This window comes from Okeanomitos corallinicola TIOX110 (assembly GCF_038050375.1).
Classification (GTDB): Bacteria; Cyanobacteriota; Cyanobacteriia; order Cyanobacteriales; family Nostocaceae; genus Okeanomitos; species Okeanomitos corallinicola.
Map to the genome: position 1 here is coordinate 699,286 of NZ_CP150886.1, position 19,556 is coordinate 718,841.

Sequence of the window (19,556 nt, forward strand, 5' to 3'; positions counted from 1 at the left end):
TAGTATAAAGCCAGAACTAAAGGAAGACTTTTCTCAACAAGTGAAATTTATAAGCCTACCAACATTATGAATTCTAAACTGATTGATAAAGTTATTCATTTAACAAAACAAATTCACTTGAATGAGCCAGAAGATGGTCATGCACTAGTTGAAAAATTTATGACTGGGAAACGTCCTATTTTGGGATTTGGAATGGAGTGGTGGATAACTCATCGTGTCTTTGAATGTTGTGAAGATATTGCAGATATAGCCATATCTTTTGACCCTCAGCTTGAAGGAGGCGACAAAGAGTCTTTTTCAAAGATAATTAGAGAAACATTGCGAGAAAATGCTATTAACCCAAAGCTTTTTACCGATGAAGGTCTTTTTTTTAAAACAGCTAGTACCCTTTTTGAAGCCAGAGCAATTGAAAATCCGAAAGAATTTGCGTCTCATTTATGGAATGAAATCCATAGCAATTTAGCAAATTCGCTAGTTAAATGGCTAACTATGTACCCACTGCCTTTGGTTAAAACTGATTCATTTATTCTTGGATTCGATAATTTAACTCTTCTTAGAGCTAATGATGAACAGCAATGGAAAAAACTTTCTGAAAATTACGATGAATCACAATACTGGATGCCTACCACTGGAACTTGGACAAATGGAATAAGTAACCATACCAATAAGGACTTCTTATTTTCACAAACTTGGTTGGTTTGCGAAGCATCAGGAACAGCATCTGGTGCTAGAAGTCTTGCAGGGGATAATATGCGTACTTTCATTGCTATTCTTTGCTCTTATTTAGATGATAAAATGCCTAATCTCCTGACTAAGAGTGGAGCGGAGATAACTTCCTATTCAATCCAATTTCCAGATGATGCAAGTAGAGCAGGATGCGGCTCTATAAGTGCAGGAATAGGTAATCTATTTCCACCTTTATTGGTTGACAATTGTCTTCATATATCACCAGATATATTATCTAAAATACAAAGTTGGTATGAGTTAAGGTCTAATGCTTCAGATTTGGCTGCACAACGAGCGACTACGGCAGCCCATTTTATTCACTACGGAATTATTTCTAATGAACTAGAGCGTTTTATTCACTTCTTTATTGCCTTAGATGCTCTTTTTGGTGAACATAAAAACGTTGAGAAAAATCTGAAGGAAGGTATTAGAAAAACTTTTCCAGGTCACATAGACTGGGAGGAACGTACAGATAAACTTTTTAAACTTCGGAACGAACTTGTACATGGTGGAATCAGTAGTATCAAAAGGTGGGATGATTTAGATCATTATCGAAAGCATTTTAAGTCTCATCCTATGAAAGATATACAAACTGCGGCTATGACCGCATTAAGATTCTACTTCAGTAACCAAATTTTTGAGCATCTTTTTGGAAAATATTAGATTCGTAGGTTGGGTTAAGGCACGAAACCCAACAAATGCGTTAAATTCGTTGGGTTTTGCTCCGCTCAACCCAACCTACAAAAAAATGGCGAAGGTATTGTTAAATAAACTTGATTTTTGCCAGCAGATTTTCTCCATAATTCGGAGATATTAATCATCTCTTCCCTAGCTTCCAATTTTCACCCCCAGGTAACTGAGTTAAATAATCATCAATCACTGCTGGTAATTCCTTCACTGAATAACTATATATCAAGTTTAACAAACTTTGAGATTGATTGATTATCTCCAATTTATCTACCATCTCTGTTAATTGAAATGGACTGTAAATACCATTCATTACTTCATCACTTGCTTCCCGAATAGCTTCCTCAAATTCATCTTCTAACATTGATTGCCACTCGTCTATTTTGACGTAATAAGATTTTTTATTATCTTGCAAATTTATTTTCTTAATTTCTCTAATTGAACTGCGTATTGAATTTGCCCAAGAATTAGTTAACCTTTTTTCTATCTGATTTTTAATTAAATGAATTATTAATCTCAATAAAAAAGATTGAATATTCCTGAAAATCGCCTGTCTACCCATTCCCTCTAATTCATCTACAATAGCTAAAGCATCACTATAACGTTGTTCTAAAATACTATTTTTGAGATCTATTAATTCCTGTGTCATTGCTTTGTTAACCTCACAGTAACAATATTTTTTAAAACTAACATAGTATTATACAAATATCAATTTTACCTTTTTAGCTTCACCTTCTTCCAGAATTTCTTGGTATAAGTAGTCGTGCAAAATAAATTTTATATTTGGGAGAGGGAACAGGGAACAGGGAACAGCTAAGGAATACAGACGTTTTTGTTTTCACTCAATATGTTAAATTAATTTTGCTTGGGTACTTATCACAGATTCTCGCATAATTTCACTCCTGAAAATCTTCTTGATGACATCTTTTTCTAACACAAGACCGGCTAAAACGGCACTAGCAGCAGCAATATTACTTTGTGTCCTTCTATCTGTAATTGCTACTACTACTTCTCCTACTTGGTTTAATACTATTTTAGGATCTTTTGTTTGACTTAACACGGCAAAAGGTAATAAACCGGGAACTGTCATAAACTGTTCTGTTGGTTGTTCCCATAGTCTGATTATCTCAAATTCATGATGAGTATTTGTGAGCCTAAAACTATTTTCATATACTAAATCAGAACCAGTTTTTCGCAAGTAAATTACCACTTGACGCATTTCTTTTTTAGGAAACCGACGATATACCCTGACTCGATAATCTAACATTCTAAAAGGCATATCATCATCGGTATCGGTTTGAAATTCTGTATGTAGCACTAATTCATTTGATTGTAATAATATCAATGAATCGGCTCTAATTGGTTCGCTAGAAAGTTCTGTAGGACTCAGTTGTGTTAATTTTATGGGTGAACCTAGTAACCATCTGGCTAAGTCATCTTTGTGATTTTCGGCTATGAATTTACAAATGTTGTCATACATAATAACTGTGAAAGGTTACTTAAATTTGAGCGAATTTAGATCCCCGACTGCTTGGATAAATTATCATTATTTACCCAAGATTAATTAAGAAGTAAGGGATCTGCTACTTTTTGCTTTTTTAGTACAAATCTACTATACAAAGATCAAGTTAAGATTAAGGAGACTTTACACTTCTTAACTCTTAAAGATATGGCGCGAGATTTACGGGGATTTATTAAAATTCTGGAAGAAAGAGGACAATTAAAGCGAATTTCTGCTTTAGTGGACTCAGATATGGAAATTGCCGAAATTTCCAACCGGATGCTACAACAAGGTGGTCCCGGTTTAATCTTTGAAAATGTTAAAGGTGCGTCTTTTCCCGTTGCAGTTAATTTAATGGGGACTGTAGAAAGGATATGCTGGGCAATGAATATGGAAAAACCAGAGGAGTTGGAAACTCTGGGTAAAAAGTTAAGTATGCTTCAGCAACCCAAACCCCCAAAAAAGATTTCCCAAGCGGTGGATTTTGGTAAGGTGCTGTTTGATGTTGTCAAAGCCAAACCAGGAAGAGATTTTTTCCCCGCTTGTCAACAGGTGGTTGTGCAAGGGGATGATTTAGATTTAAACAAGTTACCTTTAATACGTCCTTATCCGGGAGATGCCGGAAAGATAATTACGCTAGGATTGGTAATTACAAGGGATTGTGAGACAGGAACGCCGAATGTGGGTGTGTATCGTCTACAACTGCAATCTCAAAACACCATGACCGTACATTGGTTATCGGTGCGGGGGGGTGCGAGACATTTACGGAAAGCGGCAGAACGTGGTAAGAAGTTAGAAGTGGCGATCGCCTTGGGTGTTGATCCTTTAATCATTATGGCAGCAGCCACACCCATTCCTGTAGATTTATCAGAATGGTTATTTGCCGGGCTGTATGGCGGTTCTGGGGTACAATTAGCCAAGTGTAAAACAGTAGATTTAGAAGTACCCGCCGACTCAGAATTTGTTTTAGAAGGGACAATTACCCCAGGGGAAGTTTTACCCGATGGGCCCTTTGGTGATCACATGGGATATTATGGCGGTGTGGAAGATTCGCCTTTGGTGCGGTTTCAGTGTATGACTCACCGCAAAGATCCGATTTATCTTACCACATTTAGCGGTCGTCCCCCCAAAGAAGAGGCAATGATGGCGATCGCCTTGAATCGGATTTACACACCTATTTTACGGCAACAAGTATCAGAAATAGTTGACTTTTTCCTACCAATGGAAGCATTAAGTTACAAAGCGGCAATTATTTCCATTGATAAAGCCTATCCTGGACAAGCAAGACGAGCAGCTTTAGCTTTCTGGAGTGCCTTACCTCAATTCACCTATACAAAATTTGTGATAGTTGTGGATAAAGATATCAATATTCGTGATCCGCGTCAAGTTGTGTGGGCAATTAGTTCTAAAGTTGACCCAAATAGAGATGTTTTCATATTACCAAATACCCCCTTTGACACCTTAGATTTTGCTAGTGAAAAATTAGGTTTAGGGGGAAGAATGGGTATAGATGCAACCACAAAAATCCCCCCAGAGACCGAACATGAATGGGGTGAACCTTTAGAGTCAGATCCTGATGTTGCTGCAATGGTAGATAGACGTTGGCAAGAATACGGTTTAGGGGATTTAAAGTTAGGAGAAGTTGACCCTAATTTGTTTGGGTATGATATGAAATAAAAGGAGTCAGGTGACAGGAGTTAGGAGTTAGGAGTTAGGAGTTAGGAGAATTTCTGGATCAAGAGTTAATTTCACCCCTTCACCCCCTCTCCCACTCACCCCTTCACCCCCTCTCCCACTCACCCTATCTTCTTTTGATCATCCTGGCATCCCAAGTATAGATGCCAATTTGATTAGGGACTCTGGTAAACCTACCAATGCGATGACCTCTAGATAATTCATTGAGAACTTTATTTTTTACCTCTCTGATTTCCTGATCATCAAGTTCTCCATAAATACCAGTAATGATGTCATTGACACCAAAAATTCTACCCCGATGTTGCTCTAAAAAAGAGGTAAGAGCATCAATTAAAAATTGACCCTCAAATTGTTTGAGCATTGGTAATTCTGGAGATTTTGATGTCATGATTTGCTTCTTTCTTCTGGTTTTACCAAGAGAAGATGAGCCATTTTGATGACTAGGATCTAACAGACTTAAAGCCAAAGTATAACAACCTGGTTCATTGGGAATAGCTGACCAATAACCCCTTTCTCTACCTTGGGTAAGAGAAGATTGTACCCTACCTTTAACAATTTTAAAAGTAGTTGATTCTAAATCACCATAGAGCGATCGCACAATAAAATCTATATGGCAAACCGTCCCTGCATATTCGTGTAAGAGAATTCTTAAAGCTTCCATTCGAGTCATAGATTTATACTCAGGAAGCATAGGAACTTCTACACCCTTGATAAAGTGATCGTAACTATCTAAAGGCTGATTTTTTAGATGAGTAGTTTCTGATTTTGTAGCTACTGAATTTAAATCATTTACTTCCCATTGATCAGAGTGAGACATTTCTGAATCTATAGAGTCTAAATCAGATCCATCATCTGATGACAGAAATAAACGTGAACTCGGTTGATCAGCTGTTTCTAATTGTGAAATTGGTTGAGAATCATCAGGATAAGACCAGGGAGACAATAAAGCTTCCACATGATCTAATTGCGATCGCGCTTCTATAAATAGCCGTTGATACTCTTGAGTCAGACTCGTATAGTAGTCTCGTAATTCCAACAACGGCCTAATAAATACCTCTGAAGGAGGTTGTAATTGTTCTTTGGTATTCATGTTACTTCAATCAACCTAAATTAATATCGCTTTGGTAATTCATGACACGAGGTTTGGCTTTTCTAGATGCCTGAACTGATTTTTTAGGAGGTTGAGGAGGTCGGCAACTTTCACAATATAAAGGTCTAGGACCAAAGGTTTCTCTTTTTGTCGCCTGATTACATTCTTTACAGACAAAATTAAAAATACGAGTGTGAATCTGTCTTTTATGCGCTCTGACAGTATATTCTCTCACATCAATGATTTTGGTAGCCATAATTAAGAATTGTCAGTTTCTGTACTCTTAATATAGCTATTCAAGCAAACAAAACTATTTCAGTGTGTGTTTTATTGTAAGTTTTCTTCAAATCCTTAAAATAAACCCCAGCATAGGATACAAATTTTTATTGTGACTTAATTATCCAAAATCAGCAGCACAGCCTGATTAACCCATGGTTTCTCCTCTTTCCTATGATTGATATTGAATATTTCATTTCAGTATTTCTAGTTGTTCTATGCTCTCTACTGATCATCTGGATAACTTGATAGAAATTAGATAGAAATAGATATAAAAATCATCCTACTTATGGAATAAATGAAAACATTAAATCATTCATGGGTTGTAATTTATAATTCTGGATTAATTTTTGTGGTTGTCATAAATCCCCGACTTCTATAAAAAGTCGAGGATATAGAAGAATTAGCTTTCTACAAAATCAGCATCAATTACATCTTCACTCTGACTGGTTTGAGGTTCTCCACTACTTCCGTTGGTACTTCCCGCTTGAGCGTAAACGGCACTGCCTACTTGCATTAGTAGCTGCTGTAACTCACCACTTAAAGATTTAATCTGGTTAAAATCGTCCTGGTTTATAGCTGAACGTAAATTGTTCACCAGTTTTTCAACTCTGCTTTTATTAGCAGCACTAACTTTATCACCTAACTCTCTGAGTTCTTTTTCTGCTTGATAAACTAAAGAATCAGCTAAATTCTTAGTATCAATTTGTTCCCGTCGTCTTGTATCTTCCTCTGCGTGAGCTTCAGCATCCTTCACCATTTTTTCTACATCTCGTTTATCCAAAGTAGAAGCACCAGTAATAGAAATTGACTGCTGTTTATTAGTGGCTTTATCTTTAGCATTAACCGACAAAATACCATTAGCATCAATGTCAAAAGTTACTTCAATTTGTGGTACACCTCTAGGTGCTGGAGGAATACCATCTAGACGAAAAGTACCCAGACTTTTATTATCTTGAGCTAACTCCCTTTCACCTTGTAAAACATGAATTTCTACATTACTTTGACCATCAGTAGCAGTAGAAAATATTTCTGATTTCTTCACAGGAATAGTTGTATTCCTAACAATAATTCTGGTCATCACACTACCAAGAGTTTCTACACCTAAAGATAAAGGTGTAACATCAAGTAGTAAAATATCTTTAACTTCACCAGATAAAACACCAGCTTGAATAGCTGCACCCACCGCAACAACTTCATCAGGATTGACACCTTGACAGGGTTCTTTACCTGTCATTCTTTTCACCAATTCTTGCACAGCGGGAATGCGAGTAGAACCACCAACTAAAACAATTTCATCAAGTTGAGCATTAGTTAATTTGGCATCTTGTAGAGCTTGTTTAACTGGTTGACGACAACGATCTAAAAGATCAGCGATCATTTCTTCAAACTTAGCCCTTGTTAATGTTATATCCAAGTGTTTTGGACCTGCTTGGGTAGCAGTAATAAAGGGCAAATTAATATTAGTTTGAGTGGCACTGGAAAGTTCAATTTTGGCTTTTTCTGCTGCTTCGGTTAGTCTTTGTAATGCCTGTTTATCCTTGCGTAAATCAATACCTTCATTATTTTCAAATTCATGAGCTAACCAATCAACAATTTTTTTATCAAAGTCATCACCACCCAAATGGGTATCACCACTGGTAGATTTAACTTCAAATACACCATCCCCAACTTCTAAAATAGAAACATCAAATGTACCACCCCCAAGGTCAAATACTAAGATAGTTTCATTTTGCTTTTTATCCAAACCATAGGCTAAAGCTGCTGCGGTTGGTTCGTTGATAATGCGGAGAACTTCTAAACCAGCAATTTTCCCTGCATCTTTAGTAGCTTGGCGTTGGGAATCGTTAAAATAAGCAGGAACAGTAATTACCGCTTTTGTAACTTTTTCCCCTAAATATTTACTCGCATCATCTACTAACTTTCTTAGCACTTGAGCAGAAATTTCTTCTGGTGCAAATTGCTGATTGACTGCGGGACATTTAAGTTTTACATTACCATTACTATCGCGGATATTTCTATAGGAAACTTCTGTGGCTTCATGGGTTATTTCTGCATATTTACGACCAATAAACCGTTTGACTGAATAAAATGTATTTTCTGGATTCATTACCGCTTGACGACGGGCAATTTGACCTACCAAACGTTCACCAGTTTTAGTGTAAGCAACCACTGAAGGCGTGATCCTTTGCCCTTCCGAATTGGCAATTACTAAAGGTTTTCCTCCTTCCATGACAGCAACACAGGAATTAGTTGTGCCTAAATCTATTCCTACTACTTTTGCCATATTTTCCCCCTGGACTTGAGTAGAAGTTTTTTCGTAATCATTCAGCTATCAGGAGGGTTTAGCAATGCTAAACCCTTACATCAATTAGCAAAACTAACATTTGTAAAGACGTTATAGATAACATCTCTACAAAATTAGAAATAACTTAAAACTAACCGAGATTAACTTTAAAAGCTTTTTGTTTTTCTGGTTCAGCTTTTGGCAAGTTCAATCGCAAAATACCATCTTTATATTCAGCTTGAACTTGTTCATGTTGGACGGTAGAAGGTAAAGGAATTACTCTTTGGAATTTGCCATAACGAAATTCTGAACGAGTGTAACCTTCTCTCTCCGTGGTAGTTTCTGATTTTCTTTCACCAGTGATAGAAACTGCTTCTGGAGTTACTTCTACATTCACGTCTTTGGCTTCAAGACCAGGTAGTTCTAGTTTTAATTTCAAGGCATCATCTGTTTCTTCCAGTTCAGCCGCAGGAACAAAGGTAATACCTGCTCTTTCACCACCGTCAGTTGGTAACATTCTTTCAAATAAACGACTCATCCGCCGTTGTAGGGTGTCCATTTCGTGGAATGGATCCCAACGTTCCAGTTCACGGAATGGTTCTAGACGTTCAAGATCACGGATGGGGTCCCAACGAACTAATGCCATATTTATCTCCTCTAGAATGCTCAATTTGGCTTGGGGAGGCTCAATTTTCAGCTTCACAGATGGCAAACAATACTCGTATATTTTTTAAATCTTTCACTGCGTGAAGCTTTATCTTTTGCTTCCTAAATCAAGAATAACACCAAGATTTAAATTTAGTATGTTCGGTTTTATAGCTATAAAGATCGCAATAGCCGTACCTGGTTTTTTATATTTTGGTACAAATTTAAAATGTGTAAAATCTATCTTTGGGTAGTTACAAATATCTCAATTTTTCTTATATTCAAAGTTGGAAAACTAATAAACTAACTAATAAACTTATTTAGTGGTTGGGTTAATAAACAGTTCAGCCCAACCTACAAAATTTAAGGGTTTTGGATATAGTTGAGAATCAAATATCAAATATTAATCATGGAATTTTCCCGAAGCTGTTGAGATATTTTACTTAATAAAAGTTTTTCATTAGAACGGAGAAAAAAGTGATCACCCTCAAGCATTTGTAATGAAAAATTTGCGGTGGTGTGTTCTCTCCATGCTTCTAGTTGATATGTGGGAACTTCTGTATCTTGTAAACCTCCAAAAACACTGATAGGGAAATCAAAAGGTTGCTGGTTTGTGTGAATATGAGTTTCTAATACTGTAAAATCTGCTCTGAGAATGGGTAAAAAAATTTCTATCATTTCGGCATTTTCTATGACTTCATTAGGAGTACCATTTAATTTGTTGACTTCTTGCCAAAATTCTTGATCTGGTAAGTTGTAAATTTTTCTTTTGGTAGAATTTATTTGAGGTGCTTTCCGACCAGAAATAAATAAATGTATTGGTTTTAATTGATAATCTGATCTTAATAACCGTGCAAGTTCAAAGCTGACTTGTCCACCCATACTATGACCAAAAATTGCAAAGGGTTTATCTAGAAATGGGATGATATTTTTGGCTATTTCTGCTACTAAAGATGGCATTTTTGTATGGGGAGGTAATATCATTTGTCTTCCTCTCCCTGGAATTTCTATGGGACATACTTCGATGGTTGGGGGTAGGTTTTTTAGCCAGGTGCGAAATATGACTGCACTACCTCCTGCGTAGGGTAAGCAGAAGAGACGCATTTTTGCGTGGGGGTTGGGTTGAGGACGAGTTATCCAGGAGTTAAAGGTGGTTTTGGTGGTCATGATTTTTGATTGCTTGTAAAAGTTCAATGCTCATAGGTAATTTTACCAAAATTTGATGTTTTATTCCTCCCCAAACACCACCATTTTTGAGATGATAATTAACTAAAATTTCGGGAATGCTTTCAGATATAAAAACCTCTGGTTCTGTAAGTTGTCCTAATGTTCGCGCTCGTTGATAATGATATGATTTTGATAGGCTTTGATCTAGTTTTTGAGCAATTTTTTCTGGTGTTTCTGTAGCTGAATCTAATAATAAAATATAATGAGGTGGTTGAGAAATAGGGACTAAACTTTTAAAGTTTGTATTTTGCAAGTTCAATTTTTCTAGGGCATTTTTAACAAAAGTTTCCGGTAATTTTTCCCCGACTAAATCGCTGGTAGTTTGATTTCTACCGATGAATTGTAAACAAGGTGTATTGTGATGGTAATGGGTGACTTTGATTCTATCTCCAATCCGATAACGATATAATCCACCTTTTTGAGATAAGATGATTTTGTATTCTTGATTTACATTCAATTCATGTAAATTATAGATGTTATGATCGTCATCCTCAAATTCAAAAAATACCTGATCTAAAATTGGTACATATCCCCCAGCTTTAATTAAGGGAATTGTCATAGGTGCTTCTGTTGCTAACAGTCCTTTACCTTGCACTAAAACACCGGGAAATTGATTTTTTAATCCCTGTGCTTGATCAGCAGCATTAGCACTATCCCAACAGGATATTAATTTTAAATCTTGCCAAATTTCCACCCAGTTAATATTATTTTCATCTAATAATTTTAACCGTTGAGATGATATACTTTTTTTGAGTTCTGTTTTTAAAAAATCTCGATTTTCTTGGATGTATTTTAATTGTACTTGTAAAAAACTCGGACTCCAAATAGAAATAGTTTCTAGGTTTTCTGCTTTTAGTAAAGCTAAAGCTAATTGATGTTGAAAGGAATTGGTATTTTTTAAAGTTGTCATTTTGTCAGGAATGACTAACCAAAGACGCAAAAACCAACGTAACCAAGGATCTAAATAATCTAAATCATCTTGTAAAGTTTGATTTTCTAGATTTAATTGGGGAGAAATACAAGCGTAAAGTTTACCTGTGTTGAATTTTGGACCATTGGTAATTAAATCATGCACCCAAACACAGAACATCTGATTAAATGATGTTCTTAAAGATTGGGTATAGGGAATATATTTAATAGCACCGCTACTTCCAGAGGTTTTCTCATAAAATAAAATTGGTTCTGGTGTGAGTGCTATTTGTTTATTTTGGTATTGTAAATGATGAGCAATATCATCATAATCTACAATGGGTAAATGTTGCCAATCATCGAGGGAATTCATATTTAATGACTTACCATATTCACTGTTAATTAGTAGATTGCAAATTTCCTGTTTTACGGATTTTTGGGTTAATTCAGGGTGTGATAATGATTGATAAAATCTGTTAGCTGTGGGAGTGAGGGTTTTTGCAAATAGTTGAATTATGGGACGTATCATATTTGATGAAAAATTTACGTATAATGAATATTTATACACTCTATGGAGAAATATAAACTTTGGATTTGATTATTGATACCCAAATACTTTCATATCACTTTAAAGGTGTTGATAAAGACATTAGCAGTCAAAATTTAGCAATTTCATCTATTACAGCTAATGAGTTTTTATTAGCTCAACCTAATAATTCAGAGAAACCAGACTACTATACTATTCATCCGTATTATTATTCATAAATCACTTTACCTTTTGATTAGGTAAAAGAGTTGTATTCACAGCAATAAATTGACCATCATGAATAACTACACCAGGTGCAATGAGAGTTCCACCACCAATAAAAACATCATTACCGATTTTTACTTTTTTCACATACAACATCAGGTTGTCTTTGCGTGGTTTAATGACATGAGAAGAAATTCCCACACGATGACCCATAACCACATTATTACCTATTTCTAATAAACCACGGTCAGCAATTTCTAAACCTGGTGTCCAATAAACATTTTTACCAATTTTAGACCCCCATAATCTCAACCACATAGAAAACACTCCGGGAATTAATCTTAATACTGATTCTAATACAGGAATAGCAATATAAATCACTTGTATTTGATGACTACCCCACCAAGGAATATATTTTTGATCTTGTAAATAACTAATTCCTTCTGTAATTCGATAATTTTTTTTATGTAAACGATAAACTAGCAATGGTAAACCGTAAATAAAGAAGAAAATAGCGAAGATGCAAATAAAATTATGGGAATAAATAAAGTAAACTATGGTTGAACCAGTTAGCAATAATATCAAAGTTGGGAAAAACGCAAGAATTGTACTTAAAAAAGTCATACAAAGGGGAAAAAAAGTTTTTGAAATAAGTTTAATGAAGTATCAATTCCCAGTGTTTTTGGTAATTCTTTATTTTGATAATACGTTCTATGTATTTTATCCCAAAGTTTGAAATTTGCACCATAATTATAATGATGATTTTCCCTGGAATGATGCCAATCGTGATCTTGTGGTAAGATTAACCAAGGAGATAATAATTGACAAAACCAACTATTAGTAGCAATCAATAAACCGCTATGTCTCCATAAATCCAAAGCCGATGTTAAACTAATTCCTAATAAATAAGCTGTAGGATCTGATAAAAAGTAGATAAATAAAGGATGTATCCATAAATAAATAATAAACAAACTTGTCCAGATAGTATTACGAGAAGTTCCCAAAACATCCATGTCTGTAATTGTATGATGGACTTGATGAATATTCCAAAATTTTTGACTATGTAATAAACGATGATTCCAATAATATATATAGTCAATTATTAGAAAACTGAGGATAAAAGATAGAATTGGTGAAAGTTTCAGATATCCTTGATATTGAGGGAACAGATGATGATAAAGGGAATAAACTAAGGTTGCTTGTAATAGAGGAATAAAAATTCCTTGAATTGTTAAACTTATACCATCAATTAACCAATCTTCGATTTTTTTAAGTCTGAGTTTATTTCTACTAATTTTATTGATAAAAGTCCCAGCAGTGAGACTGATAAAAGCTGCAAAAATGATAAATTGTGAAAAATTATCTATATCCATAAATCCACCTTAAAAACTCAATTTATCTGCGTCTATCTGCGTTTATCTGCGTTCAATTAAACTAAACCCAAAATTTAACTTTGACTGATTTATTCGGTAACAAACGCGGATCTTCACCGCGAGAGATAGCTGATATAATTGATTCTACAAAAACATGAATTGTGTCCGCAGGAGTATTAAAAAACTGCGTCCCGTATTTAGCAATAGTTTCTCCTTGAACTGCCAATATTTTTACATCTTGACCAATAATATGTTGTGCAGTCCACCAAATAAAAGGACGAGCTAATTTATTCCAAATGCTATAATTATAAGTAACATCTGTATACACCAAAGTTGAATTTTCAGTTTCAGGAATTGATTGACTTGTAATAAACAAATGACGATTTTTACCCATAATATATTCTACAGATGTTATATTTGGCATAAAAAATTTATCGCTATGTTTTATCTCTGAATTTTGAGAATTTAAAAACCGACTATACCACCCTAAATTATTATTTTCATTGTGATATTCTACTAACACCGAACCATTGTAACGTTCCACGGTCATCTCTAATTTTTGTTGACGATTATTCCGAAAAACTCCAGGATGAACAAAAGCGGTATGGGGAATATCAATAAAGTTTTCTGCACAGTTGGTAACGTTATTTGCAAACCTATTTATTACCCTGACAGTTTCCCATCCTGGTTGTTGATAATATGGCATTAAAAAAGGTGAAAAATCAATTTCTGGGTTATCAGTTAACCGCACATAAATATAACCATCCTGTTCTTTTGTCGGATATAATTTTGCACATCTGGGAGGTGAAGATTTGAAATCATTTCCTTCTGCGGGGACAGAAATTACATTCCCAGCATTGTCATATACCCACCCATGATAGGGACATTGTAAAGTACCATTATGGACTTTTCCCGGAGATAAACGACTGTTTCTATGTAAACAGCGATCGCGTAAAGCTACGGGTTTTCCATCTGCACCGCGAAATATTGCTAACCATTCATTTAATACGGTTCTTTGTAATATTTGGTTAGATTTTAATTGTTTGCTGAGTGCGACTATGTACCAAAAGTCTGTTAGTTGCATAATATTTAAATTTATTTCACGCAGAGACGCAGAGAACGCAGAGGAATTAGCTATTTAATGATCCGAATTTCTACATCACTGATAATATCAATTTGACAAGCTAACCGCGCTTTTTTATTGTTGGTTGCTAATATTTCTAACATTTCCTGTTCATCAGTTTTAGGAGGAGGAATATCACCCACAACTTCAACTAAACAAGTACCACAAATACCAGTCCGACAACCAAATAATACAGGTGAATTTTGAATTGTTAAATGTTCAGATAACTGACTATGAATATCTAAAATAATAGTTTCAAAATCACTCCCTGGAAATGATACCTTACACAAATCAGCCATAATTCAAAACCTCTCCGCGTCTCTGCGTCTCTGCGTGAGATAAATCTTTATTTTCTGCAAACTTTCTAAACTCCTTTCTTTGAATTGCTAAATACCTATCAATAGAATTACCCTCCATCAAAGACATCTCTCGATTTTTTAACCATAAATAATCTAATTTTTCTACATAAACCTGATAAGAATTTCTTGCTTCTTGATGAGTAGCAAAACTGCGGTGTAAACCTTCCGACTCTTCAGTAAAACAGCGTCGCATCATCTCTTTTGCATCGTGATCATTCATATTAAAAATCGGAGATATCAAGACCTGATAAATCTTCCCATACAACGCCGGATCATACCAAAAAATGCCATTTATCGCTGCTGAAAAGTGAAAATGATCTTTTTGACATCCCAGCACCCCTAAGTTAGCTACCAAACTTTCAAATTTAGTCGGAGGTGCAAGACAAGTAATCACATCATGGGAGATAATTGTAGAACTATTAAAATGAAAACTCTCATCCATAAAATGATAGTAAGAAACTTTTGCGGGAATAGGTGCAGTTTCCTTATTGGGATTTTTTTGATAGAAATTACTCAGTTTATGTTGGACTAATTTACCGTTTAATGTCCTGACTCCCCGCACAGTAAAATACTGACAAGCTAAAAATGTATTACTTGCAGAAATTAAACCAAAATATTGTAATTGGATTTTTTTCCACCATGTTTTTAAAAAATTAGTATCAGCATAAACCATTGTTTCTACAAACGGTGTCCGCATGGGATAGGTAAAAATTTCTTTACCAAATAATGCTAATTCTGTTTCTTTAGAAATAGTGCGGAAAGCGTGAATGTGCGCTCGTTCTTGTGCTGATTCTAAATCTAATGTATCACAAATTAAACGAAAATCTTCATGGGCATAAAGTCCCGTTGCACTGGTTTGATTAAAATAAATAGTTGCTATTTCTGCGGATACGATTTGAGAATAATAAGCCACCCAATAAAGATGATTTAAAATAGTTTTTTGGTAGGGGCTTGATTGTTCCCATAAAGGTGTACCATAAAGTAAAGAAAATTCCTCTGATTGCCAATATTCATGTTTACATTCTTCATAATTAAATTGATCAACTACTTCATTCATTAAAGTAGTATGATCTTGTTGTTTATTACGGGTGTGGTTTATTTGTAATTTGCGGTATGTTGCAGACTGTTCTGATAATTTTTGAGTTGTTGTATTCATAGAATTTTTAGGGATAAACAAAGATATTAATGATAATTTTTGACATTTTTAGCAACAGAATCTAAACTATTATTCAATGTCAATTATCATAATTCCTGATCTGTATGAGTATTTTTTGTTTAGTTCATGGTGCTTTTCAAGGTGCTTGGACTTGGGATTTATTAATCCCTCATTTACAAGCACAAGGTCATACAGTTGTAACAATGGATTTACCCATCGAAGATTCATCTGTGAATTTGTTAGAATTTGCGACCATAGTATCTCAAACACTACCAAAAACCAATGATGATATTATTTTAGTTGGTCACTCAATGGCTGGTACAATTATTCCTTTGGTAGCAGAAATTCATAAAATCCGTCAGTTAGTATTTTTAGCTGCTTTGATACCCCATCCTGGTAAAAGTACAATTGATCAATTTGCCCATAATTTTGATACCGATACTCTAAAATCATTTAATTATGAACGTCAAAATACCGATGAATTTAAACAATTTGATGATGAACCGAATATGTTTCACCCCCTTTCTTTGGGTAGAGATTTTTCTGATGTAGCAGTATTAAAAGAAATTTTTTACAATGATTGTTCACCAGAAGTAGTAGAAATGGCACTCTCAAAAAGGCGTTTACAACAATCAATGGCGTATATTTTTGAAGTCAATCCTCTGCAATCTTTACCCAATGTCGAGTATAAATATATTGTCTGTAATAATGACCAAATAATTTCTCCTGAATGGTCAAAGTATGCTGCACGTAAACGTTTAGGAATTGAGCCTATAGAACTACCTGGTGGACATTGCCCTCACTTATCTCATCCTCAACAACTTGCAAAAATATTAACAGATGCGGCTGATTAAAACACACATTGATAGGCGGGGAGTGGTGTAAATGCTCCCTTTTCTGCTAATCTTTGTAAGATATTATTAGCTGATGGCATATTCATCAAAGATTGCAGTATTTTTAATCTTGTTCCGCTATGGTTTTCTGTGTCTAATTCTTCCAAAATTTGGATTTTTTGCACTTTTGTTAATTCTCCTTTTACCTGTTCAATTGCTGTTAATATTTCTTGGGGTCCCACTTGTACCATGAATAAAAACTGAGAGAGTATTTCTATGATGATTTTTTGACTAGATGCAGAAATTGACATTTCTTGAAATGATGTTGTGCCGGTTGCATGATGTCGAGATTCTGCTTGTAAAAAACTCTGTAAAATTTCTGAAAAAATGGGGTTTTGGCAGTGTTTAGCTAAACGACGATAATGAGTTAAACCCCATCCTTCTAATACCACTTGCAGCACAAATAATAATACCGTTTTATCATCGCTTTCTACCACTTCTGATAATAGGTTTAAAAAGGGATTGTCAGTGTTAGTTAATTCTGTGTTTGGGAGAAAATTGATGATTTGTTGGAGGTGGGTAGTTTCATCAGCAGTGAACATCCCATATAACATTCTTTCTTCTACTGTTTCCGCTAATAAAACCATCTTGGCCATATAACCTACTCCTGCTTTTTCAATAAAATAGGATTCGGTTAATAAGCTAAGATTGGTAATTTCTAAGATTTGTGATTGTTCATTAATATCTGATTCTTGAAATATTTTCACTTGATGTAAGTTGAAAAAATTAGCATTCCAATAATTTATTTTTTGCTGATGTTGATTTTTTTTATATTCTGGTAATGCTGCGGTGAAAATCCTTTGTAAACGATGTTCCGCATCTAGATGAGGTAAATCAAAACCGACAATTTTAGATGTTGAATTCATGTTGTTTATATGCCAGTAAATTCTTTTTTAACTGAGGTTTTACGTTTTTATTATTGATATCATCTACTGCTTCCCATGTTCCCCAATTTAATGATTTTTGCTGATTGACATGATGAATAAATTGTAAAATTGATTGATCTGCTTTGGTGGGATTTTGGAAATTAAATTCAATGGTTTCAAATACTTGGGTATCTCCTTTTGCAAAGTAATTACCAACTCTTTGGGTTAACCATAATAAAATTGGATTTATCAAACATCCTAAAATTCCCTGACGTTTGGGAGTTACTAAAATTGTCTGTCCTTCGGTTTTTCCTCCCTCTATCATTCGCAGGGAAAATATTATATAAAAGTGCAGAAAATCAGGACCTAATGTTACAGTACCAGTGCTACCATACCAGTAACACATACTATAAGTAACTTGTTCTTTATACAAAGGACGAACGAGACGAATAAACCAAGAATCATTACCTCCTCGTGTAGTATTACTAAAAGTAATGGCGTTATTATTTAAACTTTGAGAATCAAAAATAATTTCTAACGGTAGATTGTGAACTGTGTTAAAATGGTGAGCATCAATGGCATTAATTAGTAACACATTGGGATGACAATTTTTAATAAATTTAGTTCCCAACATATAATTACATTCTACCTGTTCTAATTCGGGAACAAAGGGTAATACATTTGCTTTTTCTTCCCCCACCCAAACCCAAATCATCCCGTATTTTTCTGCTGTTTCCCAAGTCTTTATATACACAGGTAAGGGTTTTTCTAAAGAAGGAATTTCTACACAATTTCCGCTTTCATCATATTTCCAATTATGAAAAAAACAACGAATATCATTACCTTCTACCTTTCCCTCTGCTAAATGCGCTCCCATGTGTGGACAATAAGCGTCTACGGCTTTTACTTCTCCACTAAATCCTCGATAAATCGCTAAATTTCTACCTAATAAAGTTACAGGTTTAACTTTACCAAGTTTTAATTTTTTTGATGGTAAAGCCCAGTACCAACCTTCTATAAATTGCATGGAATTATTAAAATTAGTCTTTAGGATTGTAGATGCCATAATAGTTAAATCAAAATATAATCTTGGACAATTTCTAAGGATGATTTTCCATTCCACATCCGTTTTCCAGCACGGGTAAGATTATCATAAGTAAATTCAGTTATACACACTAATTCATCTCCATTGATATGTCCTGGATTTTTTTGTGTGAAAAACTGAATATGAGGATTTTTTTCTCTTCCTGATGGTATTTCAATCAACCCTTCTCTTAAAGTTTGTGGATAAGGAAAACGAACTATACCAGATGTTTCTTCATAAAAATCACCATAGTATTGTTTAGCTAAACTACCCATGATATTTTCAATATCTATAGGTGTTTTCAAATTATAACGTGGATAAAAATCCTGCCAAAATGTAGGGAGAAAACGATAAGTTCTAAACCCAGAACAAATTAATAACCAATATAGTTTTTGAACAGAATATTGATGACGGAGAAATTTAATAGCTGCAACCCAACTTTGTGGTAATGTTACACTTGACCAAGCACTAGGATCAACTATGGTATCACCGGAATAAACCACACTAATTTTTTCACCATTAATAGTTTTTTGGCAGAAATTAAGAGTAGAAAATCCTTGGAGTGTATTAGATGTTTCATTTTTTAATAATAACACCCAGTTTTTACGTTTTAGGTCAATTTCAAAAGCATTCCAGGTGATACCTTGAAAGTGATTTTGCAGCAGCATATACATAGCTGTGCGATCGCTTGACTGCAAATTCTCTACAGGAATAAGTAAGCTTTTCATTATTCGGTAATTACTTGAAATATATTGATAACGGGTCTTAAATAAAACTGTAGCGATTGCAGAATTAAAGTTACACAGTCCTGTGACAGATTTTAAAATGGTTATCTACACTACAATAATTTATTCAGATTTCCCCTTACTTCTAAAGATTTCCAGTTACACAGTTATGTGACAGATTTA

At 34.6% G+C, this 19,556-nt stretch carries 18 protein-coding genes and 1 pseudogene; 3 read left to right on the forward strand and 16 right to left on the reverse strand.

Annotated features, from left to right (window positions below):
- Window positions 1-66: 66 nt before the first annotated feature.
- The gene (locus WJM97_RS02915) at window positions 67-1,389 is read left to right on the forward strand and encodes a hypothetical protein (RefSeq protein WP_353931553.1); all 1,323 of its coding nucleotides are present in this window, start codon (window positions 67-69) and stop codon (window positions 1,387-1,389) included.
- A gap of 154 nt (window positions 1,390-1,543) precedes the next feature.
- Here the strand turns inward: WJM97_RS02915 and WJM97_RS02920 are convergent, their stop codons facing one another.
- Both WJM97_RS02920 and WJM97_RS02925 read right to left on the reverse strand, forming a co-directional pair.
- Complete coding sequence (locus WJM97_RS02920) at window positions 1,544-2,062, reverse strand: DUF29 family protein (protein WP_353931554.1); 519 nt, start codon at window positions 2,060-2,062, stop codon at window positions 1,544-1,546.
- A 225-nt stretch (window positions 2,063-2,287) separates the two neighbouring features.
- Window positions 2,288-2,893: pseudogene (locus WJM97_RS02925) on the reverse strand (Rpn family recombination-promoting nuclease/putative transposase); the annotation flags it as partial.
- A 189-nt stretch (window positions 2,894-3,082) separates the two neighbouring features.
- Here WJM97_RS02925 and WJM97_RS02930 point away from each other — a divergent pair.
- A complete protein-coding gene (locus tag WJM97_RS02930) occupies window positions 3,083-4,591 on the forward strand; it encodes a UbiD family decarboxylase (RefSeq protein ID WP_353931555.1) in 1,509 nt (502 codons plus the stop codon).
- A gap of 124 nt (window positions 4,592-4,715) precedes the next feature.
- Here WJM97_RS02930 and WJM97_RS02935 read toward each other — a convergent pair whose 3' ends face one another.
- The 11 genes from WJM97_RS02935 to WJM97_RS02985 all read right to left on the reverse strand — a co-directional run bounded on the left by WJM97_RS02935 (window position 4,716) and on the right by WJM97_RS02985 (window position 15,805).
- Window positions 4,716-5,699 (reverse strand): hypothetical protein, encoded by a 984-nt coding sequence (locus WJM97_RS02935; RefSeq protein ID WP_353931556.1) that lies wholly within the window; start codon window positions 5,697-5,699, stop codon window positions 4,716-4,718.
- A 10-nt stretch (window positions 5,700-5,709) separates the two neighbouring features.
- Window positions 5,710-5,955 carry a hypothetical protein gene (locus WJM97_RS02940; protein ID WP_353931557.1) on the reverse strand — a complete coding sequence of 82 codons (246 nt, stop codon included), beginning with the start codon at window positions 5,953-5,955 and terminating at the stop codon, window positions 5,710-5,712.
- Between the two features lie 423 nt (window positions 5,956-6,378).
- Window positions 6,379-8,262 (reverse strand): molecular chaperone DnaK, encoded by a 1,884-nt coding sequence (gene dnaK / locus WJM97_RS02945; RefSeq protein WP_353931558.1) that lies wholly within the window; start codon window positions 8,260-8,262, stop codon window positions 6,379-6,381.
- 151 nt (window positions 8,263-8,413) lie between these two features.
- Window positions 8,414-8,908, reverse strand: a complete 495-nt coding sequence (locus tag WJM97_RS02950; RefSeq protein WP_353931559.1) for an Hsp20/alpha crystallin family protein — start codon at window positions 8,906-8,908, stop codon at window positions 8,414-8,416.
- Window positions 8,909-9,303: 395 nt separating this feature from the next.
- Window positions 9,304-10,074, reverse strand: coding sequence for a thioesterase II family protein (locus WJM97_RS02955; RefSeq protein ID WP_353931560.1), 771 nt, complete (start codon window positions 10,072-10,074; stop codon window positions 9,304-9,306).
- The gene (locus tag WJM97_RS02960) at window positions 10,052-11,572 is read right to left on the reverse strand and encodes a GH3 auxin-responsive promoter family protein (protein ID WP_353931561.1); all 1,521 of its coding nucleotides are present in this window, start codon (window positions 11,570-11,572) and stop codon (window positions 10,052-10,054) included. The genes WJM97_RS02955 and WJM97_RS02960 overlap by 23 nt, the downstream gene beginning before the upstream one ends.
- Window positions 11,573-11,809: 237 nt before the next feature.
- Window positions 11,810-12,418 carry an acyl transferase gene (locus WJM97_RS02965; RefSeq protein WP_353931562.1) on the reverse strand — a complete coding sequence of 203 codons (609 nt, stop codon included), beginning with the start codon at window positions 12,416-12,418 and terminating at the stop codon, window positions 11,810-11,812.
- Window positions 12,415-13,167, reverse strand: coding sequence for a sterol desaturase family protein (locus tag WJM97_RS02970; protein ID WP_353931563.1), 753 nt, complete (start codon window positions 13,165-13,167; stop codon window positions 12,415-12,417). Before WJM97_RS02970 ends, WJM97_RS02965 begins: the two co-directional genes overlap by 4 nt.
- Before the next feature lie 61 nt (window positions 13,168-13,228).
- Window positions 13,229-14,251, reverse strand: a complete 1,023-nt coding sequence (locus WJM97_RS02975) for an aromatic ring-hydroxylating dioxygenase subunit alpha (RefSeq protein WP_353931564.1) — start codon at window positions 14,249-14,251, stop codon at window positions 13,229-13,231.
- A 50-nt stretch (window positions 14,252-14,301) separates the two neighbouring features.
- On the reverse strand, window positions 14,302-14,589 hold the full coding sequence (locus WJM97_RS02980) for a 2Fe-2S iron-sulfur cluster-binding protein (RefSeq protein ID WP_353931565.1): 288 nt from the start codon (window positions 14,587-14,589) through the stop codon (window positions 14,302-14,304).
- Entirely contained in the window at window positions 14,582-15,805 is a 1,224-nt protein-coding gene (locus WJM97_RS02985; protein ID WP_353931566.1) for a P-aminobenzoate N-oxygenase AurF, read from the reverse strand. Before WJM97_RS02985 ends, WJM97_RS02980 begins: the two co-directional genes overlap by 8 nt.
- A gap of 104 nt (window positions 15,806-15,909) precedes the next feature.
- Here WJM97_RS02985 and WJM97_RS02990 point away from each other — a divergent pair, with 104 nt between their 5' ends.
- Window positions 15,910-16,659: an alpha/beta hydrolase gene (locus tag WJM97_RS02990; protein WP_353931567.1), complete on the forward strand. Its 750-nt coding sequence runs from the start codon at window positions 15,910-15,912 to the stop codon at window positions 16,657-16,659.
- Here WJM97_RS02990 and WJM97_RS02995 read toward each other — a convergent pair.
- The 3 genes from WJM97_RS02995 to WJM97_RS03005 are packed head-to-tail and all read right to left on the reverse strand — an operon-like array spanning window position 16,656 to window position 19,376.
- On the reverse strand, window positions 16,656-17,564 hold the full coding sequence (locus WJM97_RS02995) for a ferritin-like domain-containing protein (RefSeq protein ID WP_353931568.1): 909 nt from the start codon (window positions 17,562-17,564) through the stop codon (window positions 16,656-16,658). The two genes, WJM97_RS02990 and WJM97_RS02995, sit on opposite strands and share 4 nt — an antisense overlap.
- The gene (locus WJM97_RS03000; RefSeq protein WP_353931569.1) at window positions 17,548-18,630 is read right to left on the reverse strand and encodes an aromatic ring-hydroxylating dioxygenase subunit alpha; all 1,083 of its coding nucleotides are present in this window, start codon (window positions 18,628-18,630) and stop codon (window positions 17,548-17,550) included. Before WJM97_RS03000 ends, WJM97_RS02995 begins: the two co-directional genes overlap by 17 nt.
- Before the next feature lie 5 nt (window positions 18,631-18,635).
- Window positions 18,636-19,376, reverse strand: coding sequence for a hypothetical protein (locus tag WJM97_RS03005; RefSeq protein WP_353931570.1), 741 nt, complete (start codon window positions 19,374-19,376; stop codon window positions 18,636-18,638).
- Window positions 19,377-19,556: the final 180 nt, after the last annotated feature.

What these genes read in the sequence shown, in the direction of transcription:
- WJM97_RS02915 (WP_353931553.1), top strand. Translation starts at nt 67, where the DNA reads ATGAATTCTAAACTGATTGATAAAGTTATTCATTTAACAAAACAAATT.
- WJM97_RS02920 (WP_353931554.1), bottom strand. Translation starts at nt 2,062, where the DNA reads ATGACACAGGAATTAATAGATCTCAAAAATAGTATTTTAGAACAACGT.
- WJM97_RS02930 (WP_353931555.1), top strand. Translation starts at nt 3,083, where the DNA reads ATGGCGCGAGATTTACGGGGATTTATTAAAATTCTGGAAGAAAGAGGA.
- WJM97_RS02935 (WP_353931556.1), bottom strand. Translation starts at nt 5,699, where the DNA reads ATGAATACCAAAGAACAATTACAACCTCCTTCAGAGGTATTTATTAGG.
- WJM97_RS02940 (WP_353931557.1), bottom strand. Translation starts at nt 5,955, where the DNA reads ATGGCTACCAAAATCATTGATGTGAGAGAATATACTGTCAGAGCGCAT.
- dnaK (WP_353931558.1), bottom strand. Translation starts at nt 8,262, where the DNA reads ATGGCAAAAGTAGTAGGAATAGATTTAGGCACAACTAATTCCTGTGTT.
- WJM97_RS02950 (WP_353931559.1), bottom strand. Translation starts at nt 8,908, where the DNA reads ATGGCATTAGTTCGTTGGGACCCCATCCGTGATCTTGAACGTCTAGAA.
- WJM97_RS02955 (WP_353931560.1), bottom strand. Translation starts at nt 10,074, where the DNA reads ATGACCACCAAAACCACCTTTAACTCCTGGATAACTCGTCCTCAACCC.
- WJM97_RS02960 (WP_353931561.1), bottom strand. Translation starts at nt 11,572, where the DNA reads ATGATACGTCCCATAATTCAACTATTTGCAAAAACCCTCACTCCCACA.
- WJM97_RS02965 (WP_353931562.1), bottom strand. Translation starts at nt 12,418, where the DNA reads ATGACTTTTTTAAGTACAATTCTTGCGTTTTTCCCAACTTTGATATTA.
- WJM97_RS02970 (WP_353931563.1), bottom strand. Translation starts at nt 13,167, where the DNA reads ATGGATATAGATAATTTTTCACAATTTATCATTTTTGCAGCTTTTATC.
- WJM97_RS02975 (WP_353931564.1), bottom strand. Translation starts at nt 14,251, where the DNA reads ATGCAACTAACAGACTTTTGGTACATAGTCGCACTCAGCAAACAATTA.
- WJM97_RS02980 (WP_353931565.1), bottom strand. Translation starts at nt 14,589, where the DNA reads ATGGCTGATTTGTGTAAGGTATCATTTCCAGGGAGTGATTTTGAAACT.
- WJM97_RS02985 (WP_353931566.1), bottom strand. Translation starts at nt 15,805, where the DNA reads ATGAATACAACAACTCAAAAATTATCAGAACAGTCTGCAACATACCGC.
- WJM97_RS02990 (WP_353931567.1), top strand. Translation starts at nt 15,910, where the DNA reads ATGAGTATTTTTTGTTTAGTTCATGGTGCTTTTCAAGGTGCTTGGACT.
- WJM97_RS02995 (WP_353931568.1), bottom strand. Translation starts at nt 17,564, where the DNA reads ATGAATTCAACATCTAAAATTGTCGGTTTTGATTTACCTCATCTAGAT.
- WJM97_RS03000 (WP_353931569.1), bottom strand. Translation starts at nt 18,630, where the DNA reads ATGGCATCTACAATCCTAAAGACTAATTTTAATAATTCCATGCAATTT.
- WJM97_RS03005 (WP_353931570.1), bottom strand. Translation starts at nt 19,376, where the DNA reads ATGAAAAGCTTACTTATTCCTGTAGAGAATTTGCAGTCAAGCGATCGC.